Source organism: Streptomyces sp. DSM 110735, assembly GCF_016482685.1.
Lineage (GTDB): Bacteria > Actinomycetota > Actinomycetes > Streptomycetales > Streptomycetaceae > Streptomyces.
Window position 1 is genome coordinate 60,805 of sequence record NZ_JACYHF010000022.1, and the last position, 23,947, is coordinate 84,751.

At 71.7% G+C, this 23,947-nt stretch carries 22 protein-coding genes; 11 read left to right on the forward strand and 11 right to left on the reverse strand.

Features of this window, described 5'->3' with window-relative positions; translation table 11 throughout:
* Window positions 1-167 precede the first annotated feature (167 nt).
* The 4 genes from hpt to dacB all read right to left on the reverse strand — a co-directional run bounded on the left by hpt (window position 168) and on the right by dacB (window position 5,016).
* The gene (gene hpt / locus IF655_RS26165; protein WP_018547991.1) at window positions 168-728 is read right to left on the reverse strand and encodes a hypoxanthine phosphoribosyltransferase; all 561 of its coding nucleotides are present in this window, start codon (window positions 726-728) and stop codon (window positions 168-170) included.
* A gap of 86 nt (window positions 729-814) precedes the next feature.
* Window positions 815-1,882, reverse strand: coding sequence for a tRNA lysidine(34) synthetase TilS (gene tilS / locus IF655_RS26170; protein WP_199587588.1), 1,068 nt, complete (start codon window positions 1,880-1,882; stop codon window positions 815-817).
* A 229-nt stretch (window positions 1,883-2,111) separates the two neighbouring features.
* A complete protein-coding gene (locus tag IF655_RS26175; RefSeq protein ID WP_199587620.1) occupies window positions 2,112-3,212 on the reverse strand; it encodes a zinc-dependent metalloprotease in 1,101 nt (366 codons plus the stop codon).
* 232 nt (window positions 3,213-3,444) lie between these two features.
* Complete coding sequence (gene dacB / locus IF655_RS26180; RefSeq protein ID WP_199587589.1) at window positions 3,445-5,016, reverse strand: D-alanyl-D-alanine carboxypeptidase/D-alanyl-D-alanine-endopeptidase; 1,572 nt, start codon at window positions 5,014-5,016, stop codon at window positions 3,445-3,447.
* Window positions 5,017-5,140: 124 nt separating this feature from the next.
* Here dacB and IF655_RS26185 point away from each other — a divergent pair, with 124 nt between their 5' ends.
* Window positions 5,141-5,632: an inorganic diphosphatase gene (locus IF655_RS26185; RefSeq protein WP_018547987.1), complete on the forward strand. Its 492-nt coding sequence runs from the start codon at window positions 5,141-5,143 to the stop codon at window positions 5,630-5,632.
* Window positions 5,633-5,750: 118 nt separating this feature from the next.
* Window positions 5,751-7,403 (forward strand): threonine/serine exporter ThrE family protein, encoded by a 1,653-nt coding sequence (locus IF655_RS26190; protein ID WP_199587590.1) that lies wholly within the window; start codon window positions 5,751-5,753, stop codon window positions 7,401-7,403.
* A gap of 26 nt (window positions 7,404-7,429) precedes the next feature.
* Here IF655_RS26190 and IF655_RS26195 read toward each other — a convergent pair whose 3' ends face one another.
* Window positions 7,430-8,476, reverse strand: a complete 1,047-nt coding sequence (locus tag IF655_RS26195; protein ID WP_199587591.1) for a DedA family protein — start codon at window positions 8,474-8,476, stop codon at window positions 7,430-7,432.
* Window positions 8,477-8,617: 141 nt separating this feature from the next.
* On the opposite strand from IF655_RS26195, the gene IF655_RS26200 reads away from it, so the two are divergent.
* Window positions 8,618-8,983: a YbjQ family protein gene (locus IF655_RS26200; RefSeq protein ID WP_161149100.1), complete on the forward strand. Its 366-nt coding sequence runs from the start codon at window positions 8,618-8,620 to the stop codon at window positions 8,981-8,983.
* A gap of 16 nt (window positions 8,984-8,999) precedes the next feature.
* On the opposite strand, the gene IF655_RS26205 is transcribed toward IF655_RS26200, so the two are convergent.
* The gene (locus tag IF655_RS26205; RefSeq protein WP_199587592.1) at window positions 9,000-9,761 is read right to left on the reverse strand and encodes a MerR family transcriptional regulator; all 762 of its coding nucleotides are present in this window, start codon (window positions 9,759-9,761) and stop codon (window positions 9,000-9,002) included.
* Between the two features lie 121 nt (window positions 9,762-9,882).
* Here IF655_RS26205 and IF655_RS26210 point away from each other — a divergent pair, with 121 nt between their 5' ends.
* Together IF655_RS26210 and IF655_RS26215 are read left to right on the forward strand one after the other, a co-directional pair.
* On the forward strand, window positions 9,883-11,166 hold the full coding sequence (locus IF655_RS26210) for an ion channel protein (protein ID WP_199587593.1): 1,284 nt from the start codon (window positions 9,883-9,885) through the stop codon (window positions 11,164-11,166).
* Between the two features lie 23 nt (window positions 11,167-11,189).
* On the forward strand, window positions 11,190-12,596 hold the full coding sequence (locus tag IF655_RS26215; RefSeq protein ID WP_199587594.1) for a glutamate decarboxylase: 1,407 nt from the start codon (window positions 11,190-11,192) through the stop codon (window positions 12,594-12,596).
* Window positions 12,597-12,660: 64 nt separating this feature from the next.
* On the opposite strand, the gene IF655_RS26220 is transcribed toward IF655_RS26215, so the two are convergent.
* The 3 genes from IF655_RS26220 to IF655_RS26230 all read right to left on the reverse strand — a co-directional run bounded on the left by IF655_RS26220 (window position 12,661) and on the right by IF655_RS26230 (window position 15,789).
* Window positions 12,661-13,218 carry a DinB family protein gene (locus IF655_RS26220; RefSeq protein WP_199587595.1) on the reverse strand — a complete coding sequence of 186 codons (558 nt, stop codon included), beginning with the start codon at window positions 13,216-13,218 and terminating at the stop codon, window positions 12,661-12,663.
* Window positions 13,219-13,379: 161 nt separating this feature from the next.
* Window positions 13,380-14,840, reverse strand: a complete 1,461-nt coding sequence (locus tag IF655_RS26225) for an aldehyde dehydrogenase family protein (protein WP_199587596.1) — start codon at window positions 14,838-14,840, stop codon at window positions 13,380-13,382.
* 115 nt (window positions 14,841-14,955) lie between these two features.
* Window positions 14,956-15,789, reverse strand: coding sequence for a helix-turn-helix transcriptional regulator (locus tag IF655_RS26230; RefSeq protein WP_199587621.1), 834 nt, complete (start codon window positions 15,787-15,789; stop codon window positions 14,956-14,958).
* A 333-nt stretch (window positions 15,790-16,122) separates the two neighbouring features.
* Between IF655_RS26230 and IF655_RS26235 the strand changes: the two genes are divergently transcribed.
* Complete coding sequence (locus IF655_RS26235; RefSeq protein ID WP_242488941.1) at window positions 16,123-16,641, forward strand: ATP-binding protein; 519 nt, start codon at window positions 16,123-16,125, stop codon at window positions 16,639-16,641.
* Between the two features lie 66 nt (window positions 16,642-16,707).
* Here IF655_RS26235 and IF655_RS26240 read toward each other — a convergent pair whose 3' ends face one another.
* A complete protein-coding gene (locus IF655_RS26240; protein ID WP_199587597.1) occupies window positions 16,708-16,974 on the reverse strand; it encodes a DUF397 domain-containing protein in 267 nt (88 codons plus the stop codon).
* 438 nt (window positions 16,975-17,412) lie between these two features.
* Here IF655_RS26240 and IF655_RS26245 point away from each other — a divergent pair, with 438 nt between their 5' ends.
* Both IF655_RS26245 and IF655_RS26250 read left to right on the forward strand, forming a co-directional pair.
* Window positions 17,413-17,919, forward strand: coding sequence for a hypothetical protein (locus IF655_RS26245; protein ID WP_199587598.1), 507 nt, complete (start codon window positions 17,413-17,415; stop codon window positions 17,917-17,919).
* Between the two features lie 227 nt (window positions 17,920-18,146).
* Entirely contained in the window at window positions 18,147-18,674 is a 528-nt protein-coding gene (locus IF655_RS26250) for a DUF4232 domain-containing protein (protein WP_199587599.1), read from the forward strand.
* A 29-nt stretch (window positions 18,675-18,703) separates the two neighbouring features.
* Here the strand turns inward: IF655_RS26250 and IF655_RS26255 are convergent, their stop codons facing one another.
* Complete coding sequence (locus tag IF655_RS26255) at window positions 18,704-19,819, reverse strand: DUF2786 domain-containing protein (protein WP_199587600.1); 1,116 nt, start codon at window positions 19,817-19,819, stop codon at window positions 18,704-18,706.
* A gap of 160 nt (window positions 19,820-19,979) precedes the next feature.
* Between IF655_RS26255 and IF655_RS26260 the strand changes: the two genes are divergently transcribed.
* The 3 genes from IF655_RS26260 to IF655_RS26270 all read left to right on the forward strand — a co-directional run bounded on the left by IF655_RS26260 (window position 19,980) and on the right by IF655_RS26270 (window position 23,945).
* Entirely contained in the window at window positions 19,980-20,771 is a 792-nt protein-coding gene (locus IF655_RS26260) for a Clp protease N-terminal domain-containing protein (protein WP_199587601.1), read from the forward strand.
* A gap of 93 nt (window positions 20,772-20,864) precedes the next feature.
* On the forward strand, window positions 20,865-22,523 hold the full coding sequence (locus IF655_RS26265) for a bifunctional 3'-5' exonuclease/DNA polymerase (RefSeq protein ID WP_199587602.1): 1,659 nt from the start codon (window positions 20,865-20,867) through the stop codon (window positions 22,521-22,523).
* Window positions 22,524-22,751: 228 nt separating this feature from the next.
* On the forward strand, window positions 22,752-23,945 hold the full coding sequence (locus tag IF655_RS26270) for a transposase (RefSeq protein ID WP_199587603.1): 1,194 nt from the start codon (window positions 22,752-22,754) through the stop codon (window positions 23,943-23,945).
* Window positions 23,946-23,947 lie beyond the last annotated feature (2 nt).

A 23,947-nucleotide genomic window follows, 5' to 3' on the forward strand; every position in this document is an offset into this window, starting at 1 on the left:
CTCCTGCCATAGTGAGTTTGATAAGACAGTTCTTCTGACGGTACCCCAGCATGGGTGCCCGCAGCCGCACGGAGCGGTGCGGACGGACTGTGGTCCGCCTCTCCCTTGCTCCAACGGCGCGAGCCCCGCCGGGGTTCCCGATCTCCGGACGGGCTGATCCGCTCGGGTCAGCCGCCGTAGACGTGGGGCGCGAGCGTACCGACGAACGGCAGGTTGCGGTACTTCTCGGCGTAGTCGAGGCCGTAGCCCACGACGAACTCGTTGGGGATGTCGAAGCCGACCCACTCCACGTCGATCGCGACCTTGGCCGCCTCCGGCTTGCGCAGCAGCGTGCACACCTTGAGGGAGGCGGGCTCGCGCGAGCCGAGGTTCGAGATCAGCCAGGACAGGGTCAGCCCGGAGTCGATGATGTCCTCGACGATCAGGACGTGACGGCCCTTGATGTCGGTGTCGAGGTCCTTGAGGATGCGGACCACACCGGAGGACTGGGTGCCCGCGCCGTAGGAGGACACGGCCATCCAGTCCATGGTGACGGGGGTGGACAGCGCCCGGGCGAGGTCCGCCATCACCATCACCGCGCCCTTGAGGACGCCGACGATGAGCAGGTCCTTGCCCGCGTACTCCGCGTCGATCTTCGCGGCCAGCTCCGCCAGCTTCGCGTCGATCTCTTCCTTGGTGATGAGCACCGACTTGAGGTCCGCACCCATGTCTTTCGCGTCCACCCGCATCACTTTCGGTCGTCCCGCACTTACGGCCGCACTGTGGCGGCCGGCGGCCCCGGCCGCCTGGGAGGGTCGCTCCCGGGGCCGGAACTTTAGCCTTGCCGAATCACCAGTCTGCCACCCTGACGCTGGGCGACGACCTTGCCGGGCAGGTTGATGGCCCCCTGACCACGCCAGCCGGTGATCAGACGGTCGACTTCCTCGATGTGCCGGGCGAAGAGGGAACCGGCCGGAGCGCCCGCCTCGATGGCCGCCCGGCGCAGCACGCGGCGGCGCACGGCGGGGGGCAGCGCGTAGAGCTTGGCGCACTCCAGCAGCCCCGCGTCGTCCCGTACGGAGGACTCCGCCTGACCCGCCCAGGCGTCCAGGGCGTCGGCGTCGTCGCGGGAGAGCTGGGCGGTGCGGGCGAGTGCCTCCACGACGCCCTTGCCGAGCGCCTTCTCCAGCGCGGGCAGTCCCTCGTGGCGCAGCCGGGAGCGGGTGTAGGCGGGGTCGGTGTTGTGCGGGTCGTCCCAGACCGGCAGCGACTGGACCAGGCATGCCTTGCGGGCGGTCTGCCGGTCGAGCTGGAGGAAGGGACGCCGGTAACGGCCGCCGGCCCCCGAGACCGCGGCCATTCCGGACAGGGAGCGGATGCCGGAGCCGCGGGCGAGGCCCAGCAGGACGGTCTCGGCCTGGTCGTCGCGGGTGTGGCCGAGCAGGACGGCGGCGGCGCCGTGGCGTTCGGCGACGGCGTCAAGGGCGGCGTACCGGGCGTCGCGGGCGGCTGCCTCGGGTCCGCCCTCGCGGCCGACGCTGACGGCGACGGTCTCGACGGGGGCGAGGCCCAGCTCGCGCAGCCGGAGGGCGACCTCCGCGGCGCGCAGGGCGGAGCCCTCCTGGAGTCCGTGGTCCACGGTGACGCCACCGGCGCGCACGCCGAGGCGGGGTGCCTCGAAGGCGAGGGCGGAGGCGAGCGCCATGGAGTCGGCGCCGCCGGAGCAGGCGACGAGCACGAGGGGGGCGACCGGGTCGGCGGGCGGGCCCTGGTCGCGGGCGGTCCGGCCGGCCGGCGCGAGGGCGGTGGCCGCCTCGGGGCGGCGGCTGTGTTCGGTGATGACGTCGTGCAGTACGCGGCGGACCGCCAGGCGTATCGCCGCGACCGCGGGGTGGGGCCCCATGTCCGGTTCCCTTCATGGAGTTTCGGGAGTGAGCCCGGGTTCGGTCACTCAGAGTGCGTCGATGGTGACAGAAGCGGGCCCTTCCCCGAGCATCGCACGCCTACGCATGGCTGACGGTCCCTCGGACGGGTGATAGGAGCGGCGTCCGCCTGCCGTCTTCCTGCCGTCCGTTCGAGGGAGTTCATGGGGGTGTGCTTGCTTGTGGTGAGCGGGGTCGGCGCTTACCCGGCTACTCGGTCCTGCCGTGGACGCGGGCGACCCAGTCGGCGGGTTTGGCGATCTCGGACTTCGTGGGCAGCGTGTTGGGCGAGGTCCAGACGCGGTTGAAGCCGTCCATGCCGACCTCGCCGACGACGGCGCGCACGAAGCGTTCGCCGTCGCGGTACTGGCGCAGCTTGGCGTCCAGACCGAGGAGTTTGCGCAGGGCGAGGTCGAGGCGGGAGGCGCCCTTGGCGCGGCGCTGCTGGAACTTCTCGCGGATCTCGGCGACGGACGGCACGACGTCGGGTCCGACGCCGTCCATGACGAAGTCGGCGTGGCCCTCCAGGAGGGACATCACGGCGGTGAGGCGGGCGAGGATCTCGCGCTGGGCGGGGGTCTGCACGAGGTCCACCAGGGAGCGTCCGCCGTCGTCCTCCTCACCCTCGGGGCGGCCGCCCGCGAGGGACTGGGCGGCGTCGCGGACGCGCTCCAGGAAGGTCACCGGGTCGACGTCGGTCTCCGCGAGGAAGGACTGGATCTCGCCCTCCAGGTGGTCGCGGAGCCAGGGCACCGCCGTGAACTGGGTGCGGTGGGTCTCCTCGTGCAGGCACACCCAGAGCCTGAAGTCGTGCGGCTCGACGTCGAGTTCGCGCTCGACGTGGACGATGTTCGGCGCGACGAGCAGCAGCCGTCCCCCGCCGGGGGCGCCCGCGGCGGGGAGGTCGGTGGTGGCGGGGGCGAAGGTCTCGTACTGCCCGAGGACGCGCGAGGACAGGAACGACAGCAGCATCCCCAGCTCGACGCCGGTCACCTTGCCGCCGACGGCACCGAGGACGGCGTTGCCCGCGCTGCTGCCGCGCCGCTCCTGCATCTTCTCCAGCAGGGGGCGCAGGATCTCCCGGAACCCGGCGACGTTGGCGCGCACCCAGCCCGGACGGTCGACCACGAGCACCGGGGTGTCGTGCACGTCCTCGGTCCCCAGACGAGTGAAGCCCCGGACGTGCGCCTCCGAGGCTTTGGCGTGCCGCCTGAGTTCCGCGACGACGGCGCGCGCCTCGTCCCGGCTCACCTCCGGCCCCGGCCGCACGAGCCGAGTCGCGGTCGCCACCGCGAGGTTCCAGTCGACCATCCCGGAAGATGCGGTCCCACCGAAGCTCGTCATGCGTCAACGGTACGCGAGCGGACGCCCTCCGGGCAGGCTGTACGGGGGCTCTGCGTGGGGCACGCGGGGAGGCTGGGGCAGGTGCGCGGGGCGCGTGTCCTGGGGCACGTGGGCACGGGGGCGCGCGGCACGGCCGCGCACCCCGGCGAGCGGGCGGGGGTACCGGACTGCCGACCCGTACCCCCGCCCGCGCGGAGCGCTAACCGCAGCCGCAGGCCGACAGCGCCGACGCCGTGTGGTCCAGGGCCGACTGCGCCGCCTCGGGGTCGGTGGTGTCGGAGGCGAGGAAGGCGAAGGAGAGGAGGCGGCCGTCGGCGTCGACGACCGTGCCGGCGAGGGTGTTGACGCCGGTCAGGGTGCCGGTCTTGGCGCGGACGACGCCTGCGGCGCCGTCGGTGTAGCGCTCGGCGAGGGTGCCGGTGAAGCCGCCGACGGGGAGCCCGGTGAGGACGGGGCGCAGGCCGGGGCGGGACGGGTCGGCGGCCTTGGCGAGCAGGGAGGTCAGGAGGTCGGCTGTCAGGCGGTCGTCGCGGTTGAGACCGCTGCCGTCGTGGAAGGCGGCGCCCTTCATGGGGAGCCCGAGCTTGGTGAGCCGGGCGGCGATCGCCTGGGCGCCGCCCGCGAAGCTGCCCGGGCGCCCGGAGGCGAGGGCGGTCTGGCGGGCCAGTGCCTCGGCGATGTCGTTGTCGCTGTTGGTCAGCATCCGCTCGACCAGGTCGGACAGCGGCGGCGAGGAGACGCTCGCGAGGGTCTGCGCGCGCCCGGTCGCCTTGGAGGGGCCGGGCGGGGTCGCGGTGACCCCGGCGTCCTTCAGGAACCCGGCGAAGGCGCGCGCGGTCTCGGCGGCGGGGTCGGCCACCCGGGTCACGGGTCCGTGGTCGGAGCCGTCGGTGCGGCCCTCGTCGGCGGTGAGCGCGGTGACGGGGGCGAGGTTGTCGTTGACGCCGATGGGGTGCAGGGCGGGACCGGAGAAGAGCGTCGTGTCGTAGGAGAGCGTGATCTTGCGGATGCCTCGCTTCTCCAGGGCGAGGGCGGTGTCCCGGGCCAGGGTGCGCAGGCTCGCCCACTCGCCGGGCGACTTGTGCGCGGTGAGGGTGGGGTCGCCGCCGCCGACCAGGACCAGTTCCCGCGTGTCGGGTTCGAGCGCGGTGCGCGTGGTGAGCCGGTGGTCGGGGCCCAGCGCGGACAGCGCGGCCACGGCGGTCGCGATCTTCGTGGTGGAGGCGGGCGTGAACGCCTTGCCGCTGTCGGCGCCGTAGAGCCGCTTGCCGGTGCTCATGTCGACGACGGCCGCCGCGTGCCCGGCGGAGAGCGCGGAGGCGTCCAGGAGGGGCTCCAGGACCTCCGCGAGCGGCTTGCCGCCCTTCGCCGGGTCCTTCCCTGGGACCTTGCCGGTGTGCGCGCCCGCCGCGGCGCCGCCCAGCGCGCTCAGCACCGGCGGAGCGCTCGGCGCGACGTTCGCGCCGCCCGCCGAGACGTCCTTGCCACCGTGATCTGCGCCACCCGGCAGCTCCAGGGCGACAGCCCGGTCCCGCTCGGCCGTACGCTGACCGGTGGCGTCCCAGGGACCGGCGAGGGCCACCGCTCCGGCGGCCACCGCGAGTCCCGCGGTGGCGGCGCCCGCGGTGTACCGCAGGGTCCGGGCGTTGGGCGTCCGGGCGGTGCGGGGCTTCGCGGTCCGTACGGCGTCCGTCAACCGCGCGATCCGCGGTCGTGCGGCCGCCGTCGCGCGCGCCAGAGGGGCCCGCAGGGTGTTCGCGAGCCGTGCCACCTGCGGTCCTACGGCTCGCCAAGGTCTCAGCTCCGGCACGACCACCAGCCCCTTTCGCGATCACACTCCTGCGTGAGGGACACTTAATCACCAGAACTATGTCCTGATCATGGAGGAGCCACCGGTGGAGTTCGACGTCACGATCGAGATCCCGAAGGGTTCGCGGAACAAGTACGAGGTGGACCACGAGACCGGTCGGATCCGCCTGGACCGTCGCCTCTTCACCTCGACCGCCTACCCGACCGACTACGGCTTCGTCGAGAACACTCTCGGCGAGGACGGCGACCCGCTGGACGCGCTGGTCATTCTTGACGAGCCGACCTTCCCGGGCTGCCTCATCAAGTGCCGCGCGATCGGCATGTTCCGGATGACGGACGAGGCGGGCGGCGACGACAAGCTGCTGTGCGTCCCGGCGACCGACCCGCGGGTGGAGCACCTGCGCGACATCCACCACGTGTCGGAGTTCGACCGCCTGGAGATCCAGCACTTCTTCGAGGTCTACAAGGACCTGGAGCCCGGCAAGTCGGTCGAGGGTGCCAACTGGGTGGGCCGCACGGACGCCGAGGCGGAGATCGAGCGCTCGTACAAGCGTTTCAAGGAGACCGGCGGCCACTGACCTGGCCGGTCTTTCCGCGAGCGGGCCGCGTCACCCCGGCAGGGGGCGACGCGGCCCGCTCGCGTGATCATGCGCATACTGAAGCTAACGGAATGCGTCGTTCAGGAAGCGGTGTGAGGTGTCGGAGGCGGAGGACCGCAAGCCCCGGTCGGACGAGGCGCGGTACGACCCGGAGATCACGTCCGAGTTCGCCATTCCGGAGGGGCTCGACCTGGATCGGGGCGGCGAGTCCGAGACGACCTCGGAGTTCTCCCTGCCCAAGGGCCTTGGGACCCCGCAGACGCCCGCGCCGGAGCCGGAGGGCTCGGCGTTCAACACGCCGCACACCTACAGCGCGAAGCACGCCCCGCCCGCCTTCACCCCGGCGACCGGCGTCCCGATGCTCACCCTGATCACGGACGCCCCGTGGCAGGACCGGATGCGCACCATGCTGCGGATGCCGGTGGCCGACCGCCCCGCCCTGGAGCCGATGGCGCGCGCCGAGGAGGACGGTCCCGCGGTCCCGCGCGTGCTCGACCTGACCCTGCGCATCGGTGAGCTGCTGCTCGCGGGCGGCGAGGGCGCCGAGGACGTGGAAGCCGCGATGTTCGCGGTGTGCCGCTCCTACGGGCTGGACCGCTGCGAGCCCACCGTCACCTTCACCCTGCTGTCGATCTCCTACCAGCCGTCCCTCGTCGAGGACCCGGTCACCGCCTCGCGCACGGTCCGCAGGCGCGGCACCGACTACACGCGGCTCGCGGCGGTGTTCCGTCTGGTGGACGACCTGACGGACGCCGAGGCGCACGTCTCCCTTGAGGAGGCGTACGGCCGTCTGGCGGAGATACGGCGCAACCGGCACCCCTACCCCGGCTGGGCGCTGACCCTGGCCAGCGGACTGCTCGCGGGCGCCGCCTCGGTGCTGGTCGGCGGTGACGTCATCGTGTTCATCGCGGCGGCGGTCGGCGCCATGCTCGGCGACCGGCTGGCGTGGCTGTGCGCGGGGCGCGGGCTGCCGGAGTTCTACCAGTTCACGGTGGCCGCGATGCCGCCCGCCGCGATCGGGGTGGCGTTCGCGCTGGCGCACGTGGATCTGAAGGCGTCGGCGGTGGTCACCGGTGGACTCTTCGCCCTGCTGCCCGGGCGCGCCCTGGTGGCGGGCGTGCAGGACGGTCTGACGGGCTTCTACATCACCGCGTCCGCGCGCCTGCTTGAGGTCATGTACTTCTTCGTCGGCATCGTCATCGGCGTGCTGACCGTCCTGTACTTCGGCGTCCAGGTCGGCGGCAGGCTCAACCCGGACACCGCGCTGCACATCTCGCAGCGACCGCTGCTGCAGATCGCCGCCTCCATGGTGCTGTCGTTCACCTTCGCGATCCTGCTCCAGCAGGAGCGCGCGACGGTCCTGTGGGTGACGCTCAACGGCGGTGTCGCCTGGTCGGTGTACGGCGCGATGCACGTCGCCGGGGGCTTCTCGCCGGTGGCGTCGACGGCTGTGGCGGCGGGTCTGGTGGGGCTGTTCGGACAGCTCATGTCGCGCTATCAGTTCGCGTCCGCGCTGCCGTTCACCACGGCGGCGATCGGTCCGCTGCTGCCCGGTTCGGCGACCTACTTCGGGCTGCTGTCCATCGCGCAGAACGAGATCGACAAGGGGCTGGTGTCGCTGGCCAAGGCGGTCTCGCTCGCCATGGCCATCGCGATCGGCGTCAACCTCGGTTCGGAACTCTTCCGGCTGTTCCTGCGGGTCGGCTCGGCGGGCAAGCGCCGGGCGGCGAAGCGGACCAGGGGCTTCTGAGCCCCGGGTCCGCCGCGCGTCACCGGTCAGGGGGCGCGGTGGCCGCCCTGGTCGTAGCCGTAGGGGTACTGCTGCTGGGGGTCGCCGTAGCCCTGACCGTCGTACTGGGGCTGGTGGTGCTGCGGCTGCTGGTGCTGGTGCGGCTGCTGACCGCCGTAGTACGGGTCCTGGCCGCCCTGCTGTCCGTAGCCGCCCTGGTCGGGGTAACCGCCGTTGCCGTAGGGCTGGTTGGGCTGGTTGCCGTACACGGGCCGGGGCTGCTGGGGCTGCTGGCCGTAGTCCTGCGGCCAGTACTGCTGCTCGGGGTGACCGGGCTGCTCGTAGGGCTGCTCGTGCGGCTCGGGCTCGATACGGCGCAGGCGGGTGGTGGCGTCGTCCATGGCGGGGGGCTGCGGGTACGACTGCTGGGCGGTCCGGACCGGCTCGGGCTGCCCGGGCTCCTCGGCGCGCGCCTTCCTCTCCTTGGAGCGGGCGCGCAGGAACTCGATGGCGATCGGCACGACCGAGATGAGGACGATGAGGATGAGCATCGCCTCGATGTTGTTCCGGACGACCGGGATGTTGCCGAGCCAGGAGCCCAGCAGGGTGACGCCCGCGCCCCACAGGACTCCGCCGAGGACGTTGAAGACCAGGAACGAGCGGTACTTCATGCCGCTGACGCCCGCGATGATCGGCGTGAACGTGCGCACCACGGGCACGAAGCGGGCCAGCACCAGGGACTTGGGACCGTGCTTCTCGAAGAACTCGTGCGCCTTGACGACGTTCTCCTGCTTGAACAGGCGGGAGTCCGGGCGGTTGAAGAGGGACGGTCCGACCTTCTTGCCGAACATGTAGCCCGCCTGGTCGCCGAGGATCGCGGCGACGCAGATCAGCGCGATGGCGCCCCACAGCGGGAAGTCCATGTCCCCGGAGGTGATGAGCAGCCCGCAGGTGAACAGCAGCGAGTCACCGGGCAGGAAGAACCCGATCAGCAGCCCCGACTCCGCGAAGACGACGAGCAGCAGGCCCCAGATGCCGTACGTGTTGAGCAGATTGCCGGGATCGAGCCAGCTCGGGCCCAGTGCAAGAGTCATAACGGTCCGGGCTCCCGAGGGGTGAGGGCGGCTGTGGCGTCATGTGCGGCCGCACAAAACTATCAACGCGTCGTGACCGGCTCAGGTTCCACCGGTGGTTCCAGAATGCACTGTGGGGAGACTGGGGCAAAGCTGTGGGTCATGGGACTCGATGACTACGGCGGCGGCCAGGGGCCCGAGCCGGACGTACTGGTCGTGACGGCGAACGACGTGCCCGGACGCCGGGTGGAGCGCGTGCTCGGCGAGGTCTTCGGCCTCACCGTCAGGTCGCGCCATCTGGGCAGCCAGATCGGCGCCGGGCTGAAGTCGATGATCGGCGGCGAGCTGAAGGGGCTCACCAAGACGCTGGTGCAGACCCGCAACCAGGCCATGGAGCGGCTCGTCGAGCAGGCACGCGCACGGGGTGCCAACGCGGTCGTGGCGTTCCGCTTCGACGTCACGGAAGCCGCCGACCTCGGCACCGAGGTGTGCGCGTACGGGACGGCGGTGGTCCTGGCCCGGGAGTGAGCCAGGACCTGTGCGGCTAGGCGGAGTGCCGGTCGGCGTTGGCGGCAATGGCCGCGTTCAGATGCGCGGCGACACCGGGGCCGAGGGCGTCGTAGTACGCGGTGAAGCGGTCGTCGGCGACGTACATCTCACCCAGACAGCGGTGCATCGGGTACGGACAGTCGTAGAACCAGCGGCCGATGTGGTCGCGGTGTTCCTCCGCGAGGTCCATCGCCGCCGCGTCGGACGGCGGGACGCCGTCGGCCACCAGGGCGGCGTAACGGTGGTTCCAGTCCTCCGACTCGGCGCGCATCCGCTGCCAGTCCGCCTTGGTGTAGCGGGCGGCGCGGCGCTGTGACTCGGCGTACGCCTCGGTGCCGCCCCAGCGCTGTTCCGCCTCCTCCGCGTACTGCTCGGGGTCCTTGTCCCCGAACACCTCGAACCGTTCCTCCGGGGTGAGGTCGATGCCCATCCTGCGTGCCTCCATGGCGTGTTCCACGGCGGCGGCCATCTGCCGCAGCCTCTCGATGCGGGCGGTGAGCAGCTCGTGCCGACGGCGCAGATGCGTGCGCGGGTCCGCGTCGGGGTCGTCGAGCAGGACGGCGACCTCGTCGAGGGGGAAGCCGAGTTCCCGGTAGAAGAGGACCTGCTGGAGCCGGTCGAGGTCGGCGTCGGTGTAGCGCCGGTGGCCCGCGTGGGTGCGCTCCCCGGGGACCAGCAGTCCGATCTCGTCCCAGTGGTGCAGGGCACGCACCGTGACCCCCGCGAACCCCGCGACCTGTCCCACGGAGTACCCCACGTCCCGCTCCCGTCGTCGTACGTCTCCGCCCGGGGACCACGCTCGTCCCTCACGTCGCGTGAGGTGCAAGCCGGATTCCGTTCGGGATGTTGTGTCCGCTTGATCCGCTTATGGTGTGCCCGTGGCCCAGGACACCGCGCGGCAGCCGCGCCCGACCCCACCGGCTCCGGCGCGTGCCCTGCTCCCGCTGATCCTGCCCGCCGTGCTGGTGGGGGTGGTCACGAGCCTGGTCTTCGTCGGCGTGAGCGCGGCGGCGGAGCGGCTCCAGCACGTGCTGTGGGGACCGCTGCCGGACGCGCTGGGGATCGGCCGGTACTCGGTGGCGTGGATGTTCGTCATGCCGGTCGCCACGGGCGTCGCGGTGGGGCTGGTGGTCTGGCTGGTGCCGGGGCACGCCGGTCCCGATCCGGCGACGCTCGGTCTCGACGCCCCCGTACTGCCCCCGGTGGTGCTGCCCGGTCTGGTGGTGGCGACCGCGCTGATGCTGGCCGGTGGTCCGAGCCTCGGTCCGGAGAACCCGATCATCGCCGTGAACGTCGGGCTCACCATGTGGCTGGGCAGCCGGTTCCTGCCGAGGGCGCCGGGTGCGCTGTGGCCGACGCTGGCCGAGGCGGGCACGATCGGGGCGCTGTTCGGCACGCCGGTGGCGGCGGCGCTGGTCATCTCCGAGGCGCTGACCACGCGCCCGCTGCCCGGACGGCTCTGGGACAACCTGTTCGCGCCGCTGACCGCCGCCGCGTTCGGCGCCATGACGACGACCCTGGTGGCCAAGCCGACCTTCGACCTCGGTCTGCCGCCCTTCGGGCGCCCAGGCTGGGCCGACGTGCCCGCCGCCATGGCGGTCGCCTCGGCGGCGGCGCTGCTCGGACTGTGCGCGGTGTACGTCTTCCCGTACGTCCACCGCGCCTTCCGGCGGCTGCGGCACCCGATGCTGATGCTTCCGGCGGGCGGCGTGGTGCTCGGGGCGCTCGCGGCGGCGGGCGGTCATCTGACGCTGTTCAAGGGGCTGACCGAGGTCGCGGAGCTGGCGCGTGACCCGGACGGCCGTACGGCGGGGCAGTACGCCGTACTGGCGGTGGTGAAGGCGGCGGCGCTGGTCGTCGCCGCGTCCTCCGGCTTCCGGGGCGGGCGGATCTTCCCGTCCGTGTTCGTGGGGGCGGCGCTGGGGCTGTGCGCGCACGCGCTGGTCCCGGCGGTGCAGCCCTCGCTGGGCGTGGCGTCGGGCGTGCTGGGCATGCTCCTGGCGATCACCCGGCAGGGCTGGGTGAGCCTGTTCACCGCCGCCGTCCTGGTGTCCTCGCCGGCCATCCTCGCCCTGCTGTGCGTCGCCTCGCTGCCCGCCTGGCTGCTGGTGACCGGACGGCCGCAGATGCAGCTCCACGCGGACGGCACCCCGGTCCGCTGAATCCCCCGTATGGAGGCACGTCGATGGCTCTGCACAAAGGTTCCGGCAAACGCGACGAGCGGAAGGTGTCGGTCAACCCGTTCTTCGGCGAGGCGAACCCCGTCAGCGGGATGACCGAGGCGCCGCCCACGCACCGCCTGCCGGACACCCCGCTGCCGCCCACCACCGCCTATCAGCTCGTGCACGACGAGCTGATGCTCGACGGCAACGCGCGGCTGAACCTCGCCACCTTCGTCACCACCTGGATGGAGCCGCAGGCCGGGGTGCTGATGGCGGAGTGCGCCGACAAGAACATGATCGACAAGGACGAGTACCCGCGCACCGCCGAGCTGGAGCGGCGCTGTGTGGCCATGCTGGCCGAGCTGTGGAACGCGCCCGACCCCTCGTCCGTCATCGGCTGCTCCACCACCGGCTCCAGCGAGGCGTGCATGCTCGCCGGACTCGCCCTCAAGCGGCGCTGGTCCAAGAAGAACGCCGACCGCTATCCGGGCGCGCGCCCCAATCTCGTCATGGGCGTCAACGTCCAGGTGTGCTGGGACAAGTTCTGCGACTTCTGGGAGGTCGAGGCGCGCACCGTCCCCATGGAGGGCGACCGCTTCCATCTCTCCCCGCGCGAGGCGGCGGCGCTGTGCGACGAGAACACCATCGGGGTCGTGGGCGTCCTCGGCTCCACCTTCGACGGCTCCTACGAACCGATCGCCGAGCTGTGCGCCGAACTGGACGCCCTCCAGGAGCGCACCGGGCTCGACGTCCCGGTCCACGTCGACGGCGCCTCCGGCGCCATGATCGCCCCGTTCCTCGACCCCGACCTGGAGTGGGACTTCCGGCTGCCGCGCGTCGCCTCCATCAACACCTCCGGCCACAAGTACGGACTCGTCTACCCCGGGGTCGGCTGGGCCCTGTGGCGCGATGCCGAGGCGCTGCCGGAGGAGCTGGTCTTCCGGGTGAACTACCTCGGCGGCGACATGCCCACCTTCGCCCTCAACTTCTCCCGGCCCGGCGCGCAGGTGGTCGCGCAGTACTACATGTTCCTGCGCCTGGGTCGCGAGGGCTATCGCGCGGTCCAGCAGTCCACCCGCGACGTCGCCCGCCATCTGGCGGACCGCGTCGAGGCGTTGGGCGACTTCCGGCTCCTCACCCGGGGCGACCAGCTTCCCGTGTTCGCGTTCACCACCGCCGACCACATCACGTCGTACGACGTGTTCGACGTCTCCCGGCGGATGCGCGAGCACGGCTGGCTGGTCCCGGCGTACACCTTCCCGCCCGACCGGGAGGACCTGTCGGTGCTGCGGGTGGTCTGCCGCAACGGCTTCTCCCACGACCTCGCGGACCTGTTCCTGGCGGACCTGGCGCGCGAACTGCCCGGACTGCGGCGGCAGGAGCGCCCCTCGACGCGGGACAAGGGGGCGGCGACGGGGTTCCATCACTGACGGGGGGTCCGTCGCTGCGGGTCCCGTCAGGGGCGGCGGGGTCGGGACGGGTGCCGTCCGGCGGTCACCCGGTCGCCTGTTCCGCCTGCTGCCGCTCCAGGGCGACCAGTTCGAAGGCCGTCTGGCCGTCGAGGGACTCGCGGACGATGTCGGCGTGGCCCGCGTGCCGGGCCGTCTCGCGGATCAGGTGCAGACACACCCAGCGCAGCGAGACGCGCTCGTCCGGCGGGAACCAGGGCGCCTCGGGCAGCGGGAAGGTGTCGTCCAGGCTCGGTGCGGAGCGGATCAGCTTCTCCGTGTCGGCGGCGACCTCCTCCCAGTACGCGAGCCGGGAGGCGACCGTCTCGCCCTCCAGCAACTGGAAGCACTCGTGCCAGTTGGACTCGTCCCGGTGGATCGCGGGCGGCTCCTGGCGGGCCCGGGCGATCCAGCTCTGCTCGACCTCCACGACGTGCTTGAGCAGCCCGCCGAGCGACAGCTCGCTCGCGCTCGGCCGGGAGCGCGCCTGCTCCTCGGTCAGCCCCAGCACCGCCCGGCGGATGCCGCCGCGCTGCTCCTCCAGGAACGCGAGGAGTGCCCCGCGCTCGTCGCCCGCCGCTTCGGCTCGTACGTGCGTGACCATGGTCGTCCGCCCTTCTCCGGGTCTGTTGCCCTGACACGGAAGACGCTACGGACCATCGAGGTCAGATCCTGTCCTCGATGGTCCGTGGCGTGGTGTCGTATCGGCGTCGTGTCGTATCGGCCGGAGGTGCCGGTTCGTATCGGCCGGAGGTGCCGGTCGGCTCAGAACGGGAAGCCGCTGCGCCCGTGCTGGACCGAGATCCACTTGGTGGTGGTGAACGCCTCCAGGGTGGTCTCGCCGTTGAGCCGTCCGAGACCCGAGTGCTTCTCGCCGCCGAAGGGCACCAGCGGCTCGTCGTGCACGGTGCCGTCGTTCACGTGGAACATCCCGGTGTCGATGCGCCGCGCGAAGGCCACGCCGCGCTCGATGTCCCCGGTGTGGACCGCGCCGCTGAGCCCGTACGGCGTGTGGTTGACGAGGCGGACCGCCTCCTCCTCGCCGTCGAACGGCACCAGGAAGACGACCGGACCGAAGACCTCCTGCCGCAGCAGGGGCGAGCCTTCGGGCAGACCGGTGAGGACGCTGGGCGCGACCAGGTTGCCCTCGACGGTGCCGCGCACGAGAGCCGTGCCGCCCTCGGCGAGAGCCTGCTCGACCACCTGGGAAAGGGAGTTCGCCTGGGCGGAGTTGATGACCGGACCGATGACGGTGCCGGGGTCGCGCGGGTCGCCCACCGGCAGCGAACGGACCTTGGCGACGAACTTCTCGGTGAACTCCTCGGCCACCGAGCGGTCCACGAGCACCCGGTTGGCCGCCATGCAGACCTGGCCCTGGTGCACGAACCGGCTGAAGACCGCCGCGTCCACCGCGTAGTCGAGGTCGGCGTCGTCCAGGACCACCAGGGCGCTGTTGCCGCCGAGTTCGAGCACCGCGCGCTTGAAGTGGGCGGCGCAGACGGTCGCCACGTGACGCCCTGTCTTGTCGGAGCCGGTGAAGGAGATGACCCGGGGCACGGGGTGCTCGATGAAGGCGTCCCCGATCTCCGCGATGTCGGTGACGACGACGTTGAGCAGTCCGCCGGGCAGCCCCGCGTCCTCGAAGAGCTTCGCGATCAGGGTGCCGCCCGCGACGGGGGTGTTCTGGTGCGGCTTGAGGACGACGCCGTTGCCGAGCGCGAGCGCGGGGGCGACCGACTTGATCGACAGCAGGAAGGGGAAGTTGAAGGGGCTGATCACGCCCACGACGCCCACCGGCTCCCGGTAGACGCGGTTCTCCTTGCCGTCCGCCGGGGAGGGCAGGATCTTCCCCTCGGGGCGCAGCGCCAGGTGGATCGACTCGCGCAGGAACTCCTTGGCGAGGTGCAGCTCGAAGCCCGCCTTCACCCGGGTGCCGCCGAGTTCCGCGACGATCAGCTCGGCGATCTCCTCCTCGCGCTCCTCGATCAGCGCGAGCGCCCGCTCGAACACCGCGCGGCGGGTGTAGGCGTTGGTCGCCGCCCACTTCTTCTGCGCGCGTTCGGCGGCGCGGTAGGCGTCGTCGACCTCCTCGACGGTGGCGACCGTGATCGACGCCAGCTTCTCGTCGTCGTAGGGGTTGAAGTCGATGACGTCCCAGGAGCCGCTCCCCGTACGCCATTCACCGTCGATGTACTGCTGGGCCAGTTCCTCGAAATAGGACGCCATGTGATCCCTCACTCGCTAGCGGACGACACTGCCACGCCGGGTTCTGATCACAGGCAATCGTACTGACGCGGCACGCGGCACGGAGACCCGCGGGTGCCTCAACAGCCGCTTTCCGTCAGGTGAGTTGAAGGATTCCCCGGAGGATGTCACGGCTCTCCGCCGGTCCGGGGCTGTCCTGCTGGAGCTCCTTGAGCGCCTGCTCGTACTGGATGACGTCCTCGCGCTTGTCGAGATAGAGCGCGCTGGTGAGCTGCTCGACGTAGACCACGTCGGACAGGTCGGACTCGGGGAAGCTGAGGAGGGTGAAGGCGCCGCTCTCCCCGGAGTGCCCGCCGAGACCGAACGGCATGACCTGGAGCCGTACGTTGGGGCGCTCGGAGACCTCGATCAGGTGCTTCAACTGCCCGCGCATGACCTCGCGGTCGCCGTACGGGCGGCGCAGCGCCGCCTCGTCCAGGACGATGTGGAACTCGGGGGCGCCGTCCGGGTCGTCGGCGAGCAGATGCTTCTGCCGCTCCAGGCGCAGGGCGACCCGGCGCTCCACGTCGGCGGTGCTCGCGCCCTTCATGCCGCGCCGGACCACCGCGCGCGCGTACTCCTCGGTCTGGAGCAGACCGTGCACGAACTGGACCTCGTAGACCCGGATGAGGTGGGCGGCGCCCTCCAGACCGACGTAGGTGGGGAACCAACTGGGCAGCACGTCGGTGTAACTGTGCCACCAGCCCGCCACGTTGGCCTCCCGGGCGAGGGAGAGCAGCGATTCGCGCTCCGCCTCTTCGTCGACGCCGTAGAGCGTCAACAGGTCTTCGACGTCCCTGGTCTTGAAGCTCACGCGGCCGAGCTCCATCCGGCTGATCTTGGACTCGGAGGCGCGGATCGAGTACCCCGCCGCCTCGCGCGTGATGCCCCGCGCCTCCCGCAGCCGCCTGAGTTGCGAGCCGAGCAGCATCCGCCGCACCACCGATCCGGGCTCTCCCGCGCTCACTTCGCCAGCCTCCCCAACCGTCTTCAGATGCCGCAGTCTGCCACTAAAACACTTCGAGCAGTACTCGTTCGGTTACAGAAACGGAAAGAGGTCAACCGTTTCTCCTATGCCAGGGTCACGGTCCTGGACCGAAGTTGGGCCCAAGATGGCGGAAAAAATGGCCAAGAAGCGGTACGCGCGGGCGCAATTCGGCCGCGTGCACGTGCATCTGCCCTTGCATCTGCTGTGCGCATCCGAAACCATGGGGCCGCGCCACCGCTGCATCGCAACGACCGCGAATTCCCGGGAGTGCCTCGCATGGGAACGAATGGATCGACCATGCTCAAGCCGTTACGGCAGGGCCTTCCCCCACTGGACCCCGGCGCCGTCTCCGAGGCAGCCTCCTGCGCCCTGCCCGCCCGCTACGAAGCGGTGCGCGAGGCGCGGCGCTTCACCCGGGCCACCCTGGAGCCCTGGGACGTGGGCGAGCGCTCCGAGGACATCGCGCTCGTCGTCTCCGAACTCGTCACCAACGCGCTGCGGCACGCCCTGCCCGGCGAGGGCGTGGACGGGAGCGCGGACGGCGCCGCCGGTGCCTCGCCGGTGCGGCTGCATCTGATGCGCTGGCCGGGGCGGCTGGTGTGCGCGGTGCGCGACCCCAGCCACGACACCCCGGTACCCCGCGAGTCCGACGACTTCTCCGCCGAGTCGGGGCGGGGGCTGTTCCTCGTGGACTCCTTCGCGGACGGCTGGGGCTGGCATCCGCTGGCGGGCGCGCTGAACGGCAAGATGGTGTGGGCGCTGTTCCTGCTGCACGCGGGTGAGCCGGCGGACTGAGCGGGACCTCCGCACGCGCGCCGTCCCCGACATCGTTGCCAACGCCCGTGCCGTACGGCTGTGTTGTCAGCTCGCCGTCAGATGGTCGAACTCGCCGTCCTTGATGCCGAGGAGCATCGCCTCGATCTCGGCACGCGTGTAGACCAGCGCGGGTCCGTCGGGAAAGCGGGAGTTGCGGACGGCCACCTCGCCGCCGGGCAGGCGCGCGAACTCCACGCAGGATCCCTGGGAGTTGCTGTGCCTGCTCTTCTGCCAGGCCACGCCGACCAGCAGCGTGGCAGCCATGCCGTTGTACACGTCGTACCCGTACACGCTGTCAACGTAGTGGTCCACAGGTCGCTCCCCGGTGGTGCACTGTCTGATGTGGCACAAAGGCCGTGGTCATTGGTGCTGTGGTCAGTAGATGCTGCGGTCAACCGACCCGGATCATAACCCTGTTCACATGCAGATGAATGAGCAGATGCACGTGCGCGCGGGGTGTTCCCGCGATTACAGCTTTGACGACCGCTTTACCGAAGCCCTTCCCCGCCTGCCCGGGATACGACGGCACATGCCGCCCTGTTCACGCACCAGGAAGAGACGCACCCGGGGCCGTTCCTGTTCCGCGCCGAACCGGCCAATTCCGGCCGCGTGCGCAGGGGTAACGGCTGGTAACTTGCTGCGCGGTCCGCGGGCTCCCGCCCCGGGCGACCCGCTACGGCTTGGGAGCGTGACGTGACTGGGGCTACGGCTACGGCGAGGGGCAAGGGTACGGGCAGGCGCGCGGCGCGCGTGCGGTGCGGTGCGGCGGCGGCCGGGGTGATCGGCGCGCTGGTGCTGAGCGGGTGCGGCGGGGGTGACGGGGGCGACGGCTCCTCGGACGGCTCTTCCACGGCGAGCGCGGCGCCCACGGCTTCGGGTTCCGCGACCGACGGCGGCTCCGGGGGCGGTACGGGCGGTACCGGTGGTGCCGTCTCGGAGATCCAGGGCAGTTGGATCACCACCAGCGGCGGCAAGATCGTGGCGCTGGTGATCACGGGCAAGCAGGCGGGGCTCTTCGCGACCGGCGGCGCGGTGTGCAGCGGCACGGCGGGCGAGGAGTCGGACATGCGGATGATCCGCCTCACCTGCAAGGGCGACTCCGAGCACCGGACCACGGGGATGGTCGACTCGGCGAACAAGAACTCCCTGAAGATCACCTGGTCGGGGCGGCCGGGGAAGGAGACGTACACGAAGGCGGAGGGCGGGACGCTGCCGTCGGGACTGCCGTCGGGGCTGCCTTCGGGACTGGGGCAGTAGGGCTGCGGGGCTGAGGCAGGAAGCCTTCGGAGCGGGAGTGGCAGGGGGGCGCCTGCCGGGTGCGGGCGCCTTCCCGGCGCCCGGCCATACGCGGTCCGGGCACCCCGCGCCCGGCGCGGACCCGAATCCTGCCTGAAGCGGTGAATCCGCCGGGGGCGCGTACTCGGGGTGCGCGCGCAGGGGCGATGATGCGGGGAGACCGTCACGACCCTCGATGGGACCAGTTCATGCGCGCCATTCCGCTCACCCTCACCGCCCTCGCCGCCGCTCTCGCCCTGACCGCCTGCGACAACGGCGGCGGCAGCGGGACGGGCGGCTCCGAGAGCAAGGCAGGCGCGGCCTGCGCGGCCGGTTCGGTCTCGCTCCAGGTCGGCTCCGCGAGCGTCGCCCCCGCCGCCGGGGACAGCGGCCAGGTGCCGGTGAGCATCACCAACCAGAGCGCGCCCTGCGTCCTGGACCACTTCCCCGGCGTCACCCTCCACCAGGGCGGTCGCACGGAGAAGCTGCCCGTCCAGGAGGGCGCCACCGCGCAGAAGCTGAAGCTCGCCAAGGGCGACTCCGCGAGCTTCACCATCAGCTACGTGCGCGGCGCGGACGCCGGTGCCAAGGACGCGAAGGGCGCCACCGTGGAGATCACGCTGCCGGGCGGCGGCGAGCCGCAGAGCTTCCCGTGGAAGTACGGCCCGGTCGCGGCCAAGGCGGGCAAGACCACTCCGGACGCGTCGGTCAGCGCCTTCCAGCAGGTGGGCGACTGACGAAGCCCTCCCGGACGGGCTCCGGGTCGTCAGTCCAGTCGGCGCCGGGCCCGTACCTGCGCCTCGTCCGCCGCGCGGGCGCCCTCCGTCCACCCGGCGGCGTCGCTTACGCCGCGCAGCCGGGTCGTGGTGGTCTCGGGGAACAGCCGCTCCATCCGGTCGGTGACGGCTATGTCCCGGGTGGCCAGGACCGGCAGCAGGTTCTGGGTCACCTGGGTCCCGGCCGCGGCGGCGAGCCGGTCACCGACGCGGTGCGCGTAAGCCGCGAGGAACGACTGCCGGAAGGTCTTGGTGCGCTTGCGTCCGCCCGCCCGCTGCGCTGCCTCCGCCTTGGCCATCGCGTGCGTGGCCTGTACCAGCAGCGAGGTGTACAGCAGCTCGACCGCCTCCAGGTCCGCCTCGAAACCGACGACCGTGGAGAAGGCGAACGGTTCGTTCCACACCGCGCGGCAGTGGTTGGCGCGGGCGACCGCGTCGAGCAGGACCGCCTTGGCCTGTTCGTACGGCGGCTCGACGCCTATCCGGCAGGCGCCGGGGGCGTCCGGCGCGGGCGCGGCGGCGGCGAGCAGCGCCTCGTCCACGCTGTAGCGCGCCGTCAGCTCCTGCGCCTTGGCGGTCAGGGCTTCCGCCTCCTCCGGGTAGGGGGTTGCCTCGGCCTTGGCGAGCAGGGCGCGGATCCGGCCGAGCGTGCGCGACGCCTCGGGGCTCGTGGCCCGGCGGGGCTCCTCCAGCGGCTCCAGGGCGGGCAGCCGCAGCAGCAGGCGGTACAGCTCCAGGACGGCGGTGGCGTGCGAGAACCGGTCGCTTCCGCGCGCGGGGGCGGACGTGTGCTCGCTGAGGGCGTCGAGCTGCGCGGTCCAGCGGTGCCCGCGCGGGCGGTCGTCGCCCGCCTGCGCCCGGATCAGGGCGGCGACGAGCCGTATGTGGAGGTCGTCCAGCTCACGCCGTACGAGCCGCACGACGTCGGCGGGCTGCCAGCCGCGTCGCCACGCCGTGGCGACGAACTCCTCGCCGCGCCGGGCGAGTTCCGCGTCGGCGGCGGGGTCGGCGGCGAGCAGGGAGGCGCCGGTGTCGAGCCCGGAGTCGGTGTCGTCACAGAGGGCGGCACGGAAGGCGCGCTCGACGGTGCTGGCAGTGCTGGTCACGTCGTCGATCGTGCCATGCCGGACCGACAGCCCGCCAAAAGTTGTCCACAGGCTGTGGACAGACGATTCCAGGCGACTCCTTGTCCGAAAATCCGCCGCACCTCCGAACGCGTGTCAACCTTCGGTTGACAGTGAGAGGGTGTCAACTTACGGTTGACACATGGCGACCAACCCCAACATCACGTCATCCGTGCGCCTCGACGACCTCATCGCGGCGATCAAGAAGGTGCACCCCGAACCCCTCGACCAGCTCCAGGACGCGGTGATCGCCGCCGACCACCTCGGTGACGTGGCCGACCATCTGATCGGTCACTTCGTGGACCAGGCACGCCGCTCGGGCGCCTCCTGGACCGACATCGGCAAGAGCATGGGCGTGACCCGGCAGGCGGCACAGAAGCGGTTCGTCGCGAAGGAGTCGGCGGACCTCGACCTGAGCCAGGGCTTCAGCCGCTACACCCCGCGCGCGCGGGCCGTGGTCATGGCCGCGCACAACGAGTCCGTGGCGGCCCGCAATCCGGAGGGCCGCCCCGAGCACCTGGTCCTCGGTCTGCTGGCCGAGCCGGAGGGCCTGGCGGCGAAGGCGATCACCGAGCAGGGCGTCCCGCTGGACGCCGTACGCCAGTCCGCGACCGCCGCGCTCCCGCCGGAGGCGGAGGACGTCCCGGACCTCATCCCCTACGGTCCCGACGCCAAGAAGGTCCTGGAACTGACCTTCCGCGAGGCGCTCCGCCTCGGCCACAACTACATCGGCACCGAGCACATCCTGCTCGCCCTGCTGGAGCACGAGAACGGCGAGGGCGTCCTCAGCGGGCTCGGCATCACCAAGGACGCGAGCGAGCGATACGTGAACCGGGTGCTGGCGGCGATCCTGGAGCAGCGCAAGGAGGCGTCGGCGGCGGCGGAGGCTGCGGTGCATCCAGACGACGCGGAGGGGAACGCAGCGCAAGGCTGACCGGGTACGGCGGGCGGCTCCGCACGGCGCCGCCCGCCGCCCTGCTCCCGTAGCCCAGTCCCGTTGTCAGACCCCCCTGGCACACTCACGTACATGGCCGACCGGTGGGCGCTCGCTCCGGCCGAGGACGGTGGCGTGGACGTCGCCCCCCTCGGTCCGGACGGGCTGCCCGCCGGTCCGGTGCGTCGCGAGAGTGATCTCGCGCAGGCGGTGCGGAGCCGCCCGGAGGTGACGCGCTGGGTGTGGCGGTCGACCGCCGAGGTCTACCCGCGACTGCTCGCCACGGGGGTGCGAGTCGAGCGGTGCTACGACGTCGAGGACGCCGAGACACTCCTGCTGGGCCACGAGGGGCGACACGGCGAGCCGCGCTCGGCCGCCGCCGCCCTGGCCCGCCTCCGGGGCGGCCCCGTGCCGCCCGACCCACCGCACCGCCCGGCGGACCGGGGCGCGCAGTCCTCCCTCTTCGAACCGGCGGCCACGCACATGCCGCTCCAGGACCTCCTGGAGGTCTACGCCGACCAGCAGCGAAGACACGACCGCACCACCCACCCCGACCGGATGCACCTGCTGACCACGGCCGAGTCGGCGGGGATGCTGGTGGCGGCCGAGATGAACCGTGCGGGGATGCCCTGGAGCGCCGAAGTGCACCGCGAGATGCTGCACGACCTGCTCGGCGAGCGGTACGCGGGCGGGGGCGAGCCGCGCCGCCTCGCGGAACTGGCGGACGAGGTCTCGACTGCCTTCGGCCACCGGGTGCGCCCCGACCTGCCCGCCGAGGTGGTCAAGGCGTTCGCCAAGGCGGGCATCAAGGTGACCTCCACCCGCCGCTGGGAGCTGCGCTCGGTGGACCACCCGGCGGTGGAACCCCTCCTGGAGTACAAGCGGCTGTACCGCATCTGGGTGGCGCACGGCTGGTCCTGGCTGCGCGACTGGGTGCGCGACGGCCGCTTCCGGCCCGAATTCCAGGCGGGCGGCACGGTCACCGGTCGCTGGGTGACGAACGGCGGGGGCGCGCTGCAGATCCCCAAGGTGATCCGGCGCGCGGTGGTGGCCGACCCGGGCTGGCGGCTGGTGGTGGCCGACGCCGACCAGATGGAACCGCGCGTCCTGGCGGCGATCTCCCGCGACCCGGCCCTCATGGAGGTGGCGTCCCGCGAGAGCGACCTTTACCAGTCCGTCTCCGACCGCGCCTTCTCCGGCGACCGCGACCAGGCCAAGATCGCGGTGCTCGGCGCCATGTACGGCCAGACCTCAGGTGACGGCCTCAAGAACCTCGCCGCCCTGCGCCGCCGCTACCCCGCCGCCGTCGCCTACGTGGACGACGCCGCCCGCGCCGGTGAGGAGGGGCGCCTGGTCCGCACCTGGCTCGGTCGCACCTGCCCGCCCGCGATGACGTCCCCGGACGCGGCGGAGGAAGCGGGCATCCCCCTCGACGACTCCCCCGCCCCCGACGGCGGCGGCGCCCGCGCCCGCGGTCGCTTCACCCGCAACTTCGTCGTCCAGGGCAGCGCCGCCGACTGGACCCTCCTCCTCCTGGCCGCCCTCCGCCGCGCCTGCGCCCCCCTCGCCGCCGAACTGGTCTTCTTCCAGCACGACGAGGTGATCGTCCACTGCCCCGCGGAGGAAACCACCCAGGTGATCCAGGCCATCCAGCACGCCTCGGCCCTGTCCGCCCGCCTCACCTTCGGCGACACCCCGGTCCGCTTCCCGTTCACCACGGCGGCGGTGGAGTGCTACGCGGACGCGAAGTGACGACCCTTCGATCCCTGCACAGCCCCGATTCCCCCTGACGCCAGTCGTGTGGTGGTCCCACCACACCCGCACCCCACGGTGATTCCGTGGCTCCCTCCCGACGCGAACCTCTCGGGGTGACCCGGCAACCACCATGGCCCTCAGGTGTGTGTCCGGTACACCTCCCGCCTGCCGGACGTGGGACGTCAGTGTTGAAGGCACAGTCACATGCTGACGAGCGGGGGAAGCATGAACGCGAAGGTCGTCTCCAGCCATCGAATACGCGAAGTCACCCAGGACGTCACGCACTTGGGCGACGAGTTCGGCACTGCACTCTTCGCATCGCTGCGACGCAGCGACCAGCGGCTGAGAGCCCGGCACTATCTGAGTGGGCTGCTGGCCGCAAAGGGGCGCAAGTCGATCCGGAACATCGCGACTCTCGTCGGCGGGGCCGCTGCCGAGCAGAGCCTGCACCACTTCATCAGCAGTTCCACGTGGGACTGGTCACCCATACGGGAAGCTCTCGCCGACCATGTGACGCGGGTGCTGGCGCCGCGCGCCTGGGTCGTACGCCCCCTCTTCATCGCGAAAGCAGGTGAGCACTCGGTCGGAGTGGAACGACAGTTCGCTCAGGAGTACGGGCAGATGCTCAACGGCCAGCTGGCCTTCGGCGCCTGGGCCGCGACCGAGGGAGCCGGCGTCCCTGTGCAATGGCGGTTGCACCTGCCCGACTCGTGGCTGGACGACGCGCGCAGGCGTCGCAGGGCGGAGATTCCCGACAACGTCCGGTGGGAGACTCCGGACGAGTGCGCGACCGTCACCGCGCTGACCGCGACAGGGCGGTGGGAGGTACCCAGGCGCCCCGTGGTGCTGGACACCCATCCGACCGACCTCGCCGGCGTCATGCGGCCCTTCGTCGCAGCCCGAGTTCCGGTGCTCACCCGGGTCAACGGTGGCGCCCGCCTGATCGTGGCGGACCCCGCGATGCCCGGGTACCGGGCGGGCGCGCTCCCGGCCCGCCAGATCATGGAGTCCATACAGGGTCTACGCCGCCCGCTGGAGACTCCCCAGGGATCAGTACGGCCCACCACGCTCTCGACGGCAGTCCGAGTACGGCTTCCCGGACCGGCCTCCGGACCTGAGCTACTGCTGATCGGTGAGTGGCACGAACGCGCGAAGGCACCGACCGCCCTGTGGCTGGCGTCGCGCGCGTCGGCACAGGTCGGCGACCTTGTACGGCTGACCTGGCTCGCGCGACGCGTCGCACAGGACGAGAAGCGGATCGGCGAACAGGTGGGTATCCGGGACTTCGAGGGGCGCTCTTTCCGGGGCTGGCACCGACACATGACCCTGGCTTCCATCGCCCACGCGGTGACGGCGGTCCCGCACTTGGCGAGTGAGTCGGACGAACCGTGTTTCTCCGCGGGGCGACTCTCCGCCTGACA

Bases quoted from the DNA above. Each gene is read 5' to 3' on its own strand.
- hpt (WP_018547991.1), bottom strand. From the start codon at position 728: ATGCGGGTGGACGCGAAAGACATGGGTGCGGACCTCAAGTCGGTGCTC.
- tilS (WP_199587588.1), bottom strand. From the start codon at position 1,882: ATGGGGCCCCACCCCGCGGTCGCGGCGATACGCCTGGCGGTCCGCCGC.
- IF655_RS26175 (WP_199587620.1), bottom strand. From the start codon at position 3,212: ATGGTCGACTGGAACCTCGCGGTGGCGACCGCGACTCGGCTCGTGCGG.
- IF655_RS26195 (WP_199587591.1), bottom strand. From the start codon at position 8,476: ATGACTCTTGCACTGGGCCCGAGCTGGCTCGATCCCGGCAATCTGCTC.
- IF655_RS26200 (WP_161149100.1), top strand. From the start codon at position 8,618: ATGGGACTCGATGACTACGGCGGCGGCCAGGGGCCCGAGCCGGACGTA.
- IF655_RS26215 (WP_199587594.1), top strand. From the start codon at position 11,190: ATGGCTCTGCACAAAGGTTCCGGCAAACGCGACGAGCGGAAGGTGTCG.
- IF655_RS26220 (WP_199587595.1), bottom strand. From the start codon at position 13,218: ATGGTCACGCACGTACGAGCCGAAGCGGCGGGCGACGAGCGCGGGGCA.
- IF655_RS26225 (WP_199587596.1), bottom strand. From the start codon at position 14,840: ATGGCGTCCTATTTCGAGGAACTGGCCCAGCAGTACATCGACGGTGAA.
- IF655_RS26230 (WP_199587621.1), bottom strand. From the start codon at position 15,789: ATGCTGCTCGGCTCGCAACTCAGGCGGCTGCGGGAGGCGCGGGGCATC.
- IF655_RS26235 (WP_242488941.1), top strand. From the start codon at position 16,123: ATGGGAACGAATGGATCGACCATGCTCAAGCCGTTACGGCAGGGCCTT.
- IF655_RS26250 (WP_199587599.1), top strand. From the start codon at position 18,147: ATGCGCGCCATTCCGCTCACCCTCACCGCCCTCGCCGCCGCTCTCGCC.
- IF655_RS26260 (WP_199587601.1), top strand. From the start codon at position 19,980: ATGGCGACCAACCCCAACATCACGTCATCCGTGCGCCTCGACGACCTC.
- IF655_RS26265 (WP_199587602.1), top strand. From the start codon at position 20,865: ATGGCCGACCGGTGGGCGCTCGCTCCGGCCGAGGACGGTGGCGTGGAC.
- IF655_RS26270 (WP_199587603.1), top strand. From the start codon at position 22,752: ATGAACGCGAAGGTCGTCTCCAGCCATCGAATACGCGAAGTCACCCAG.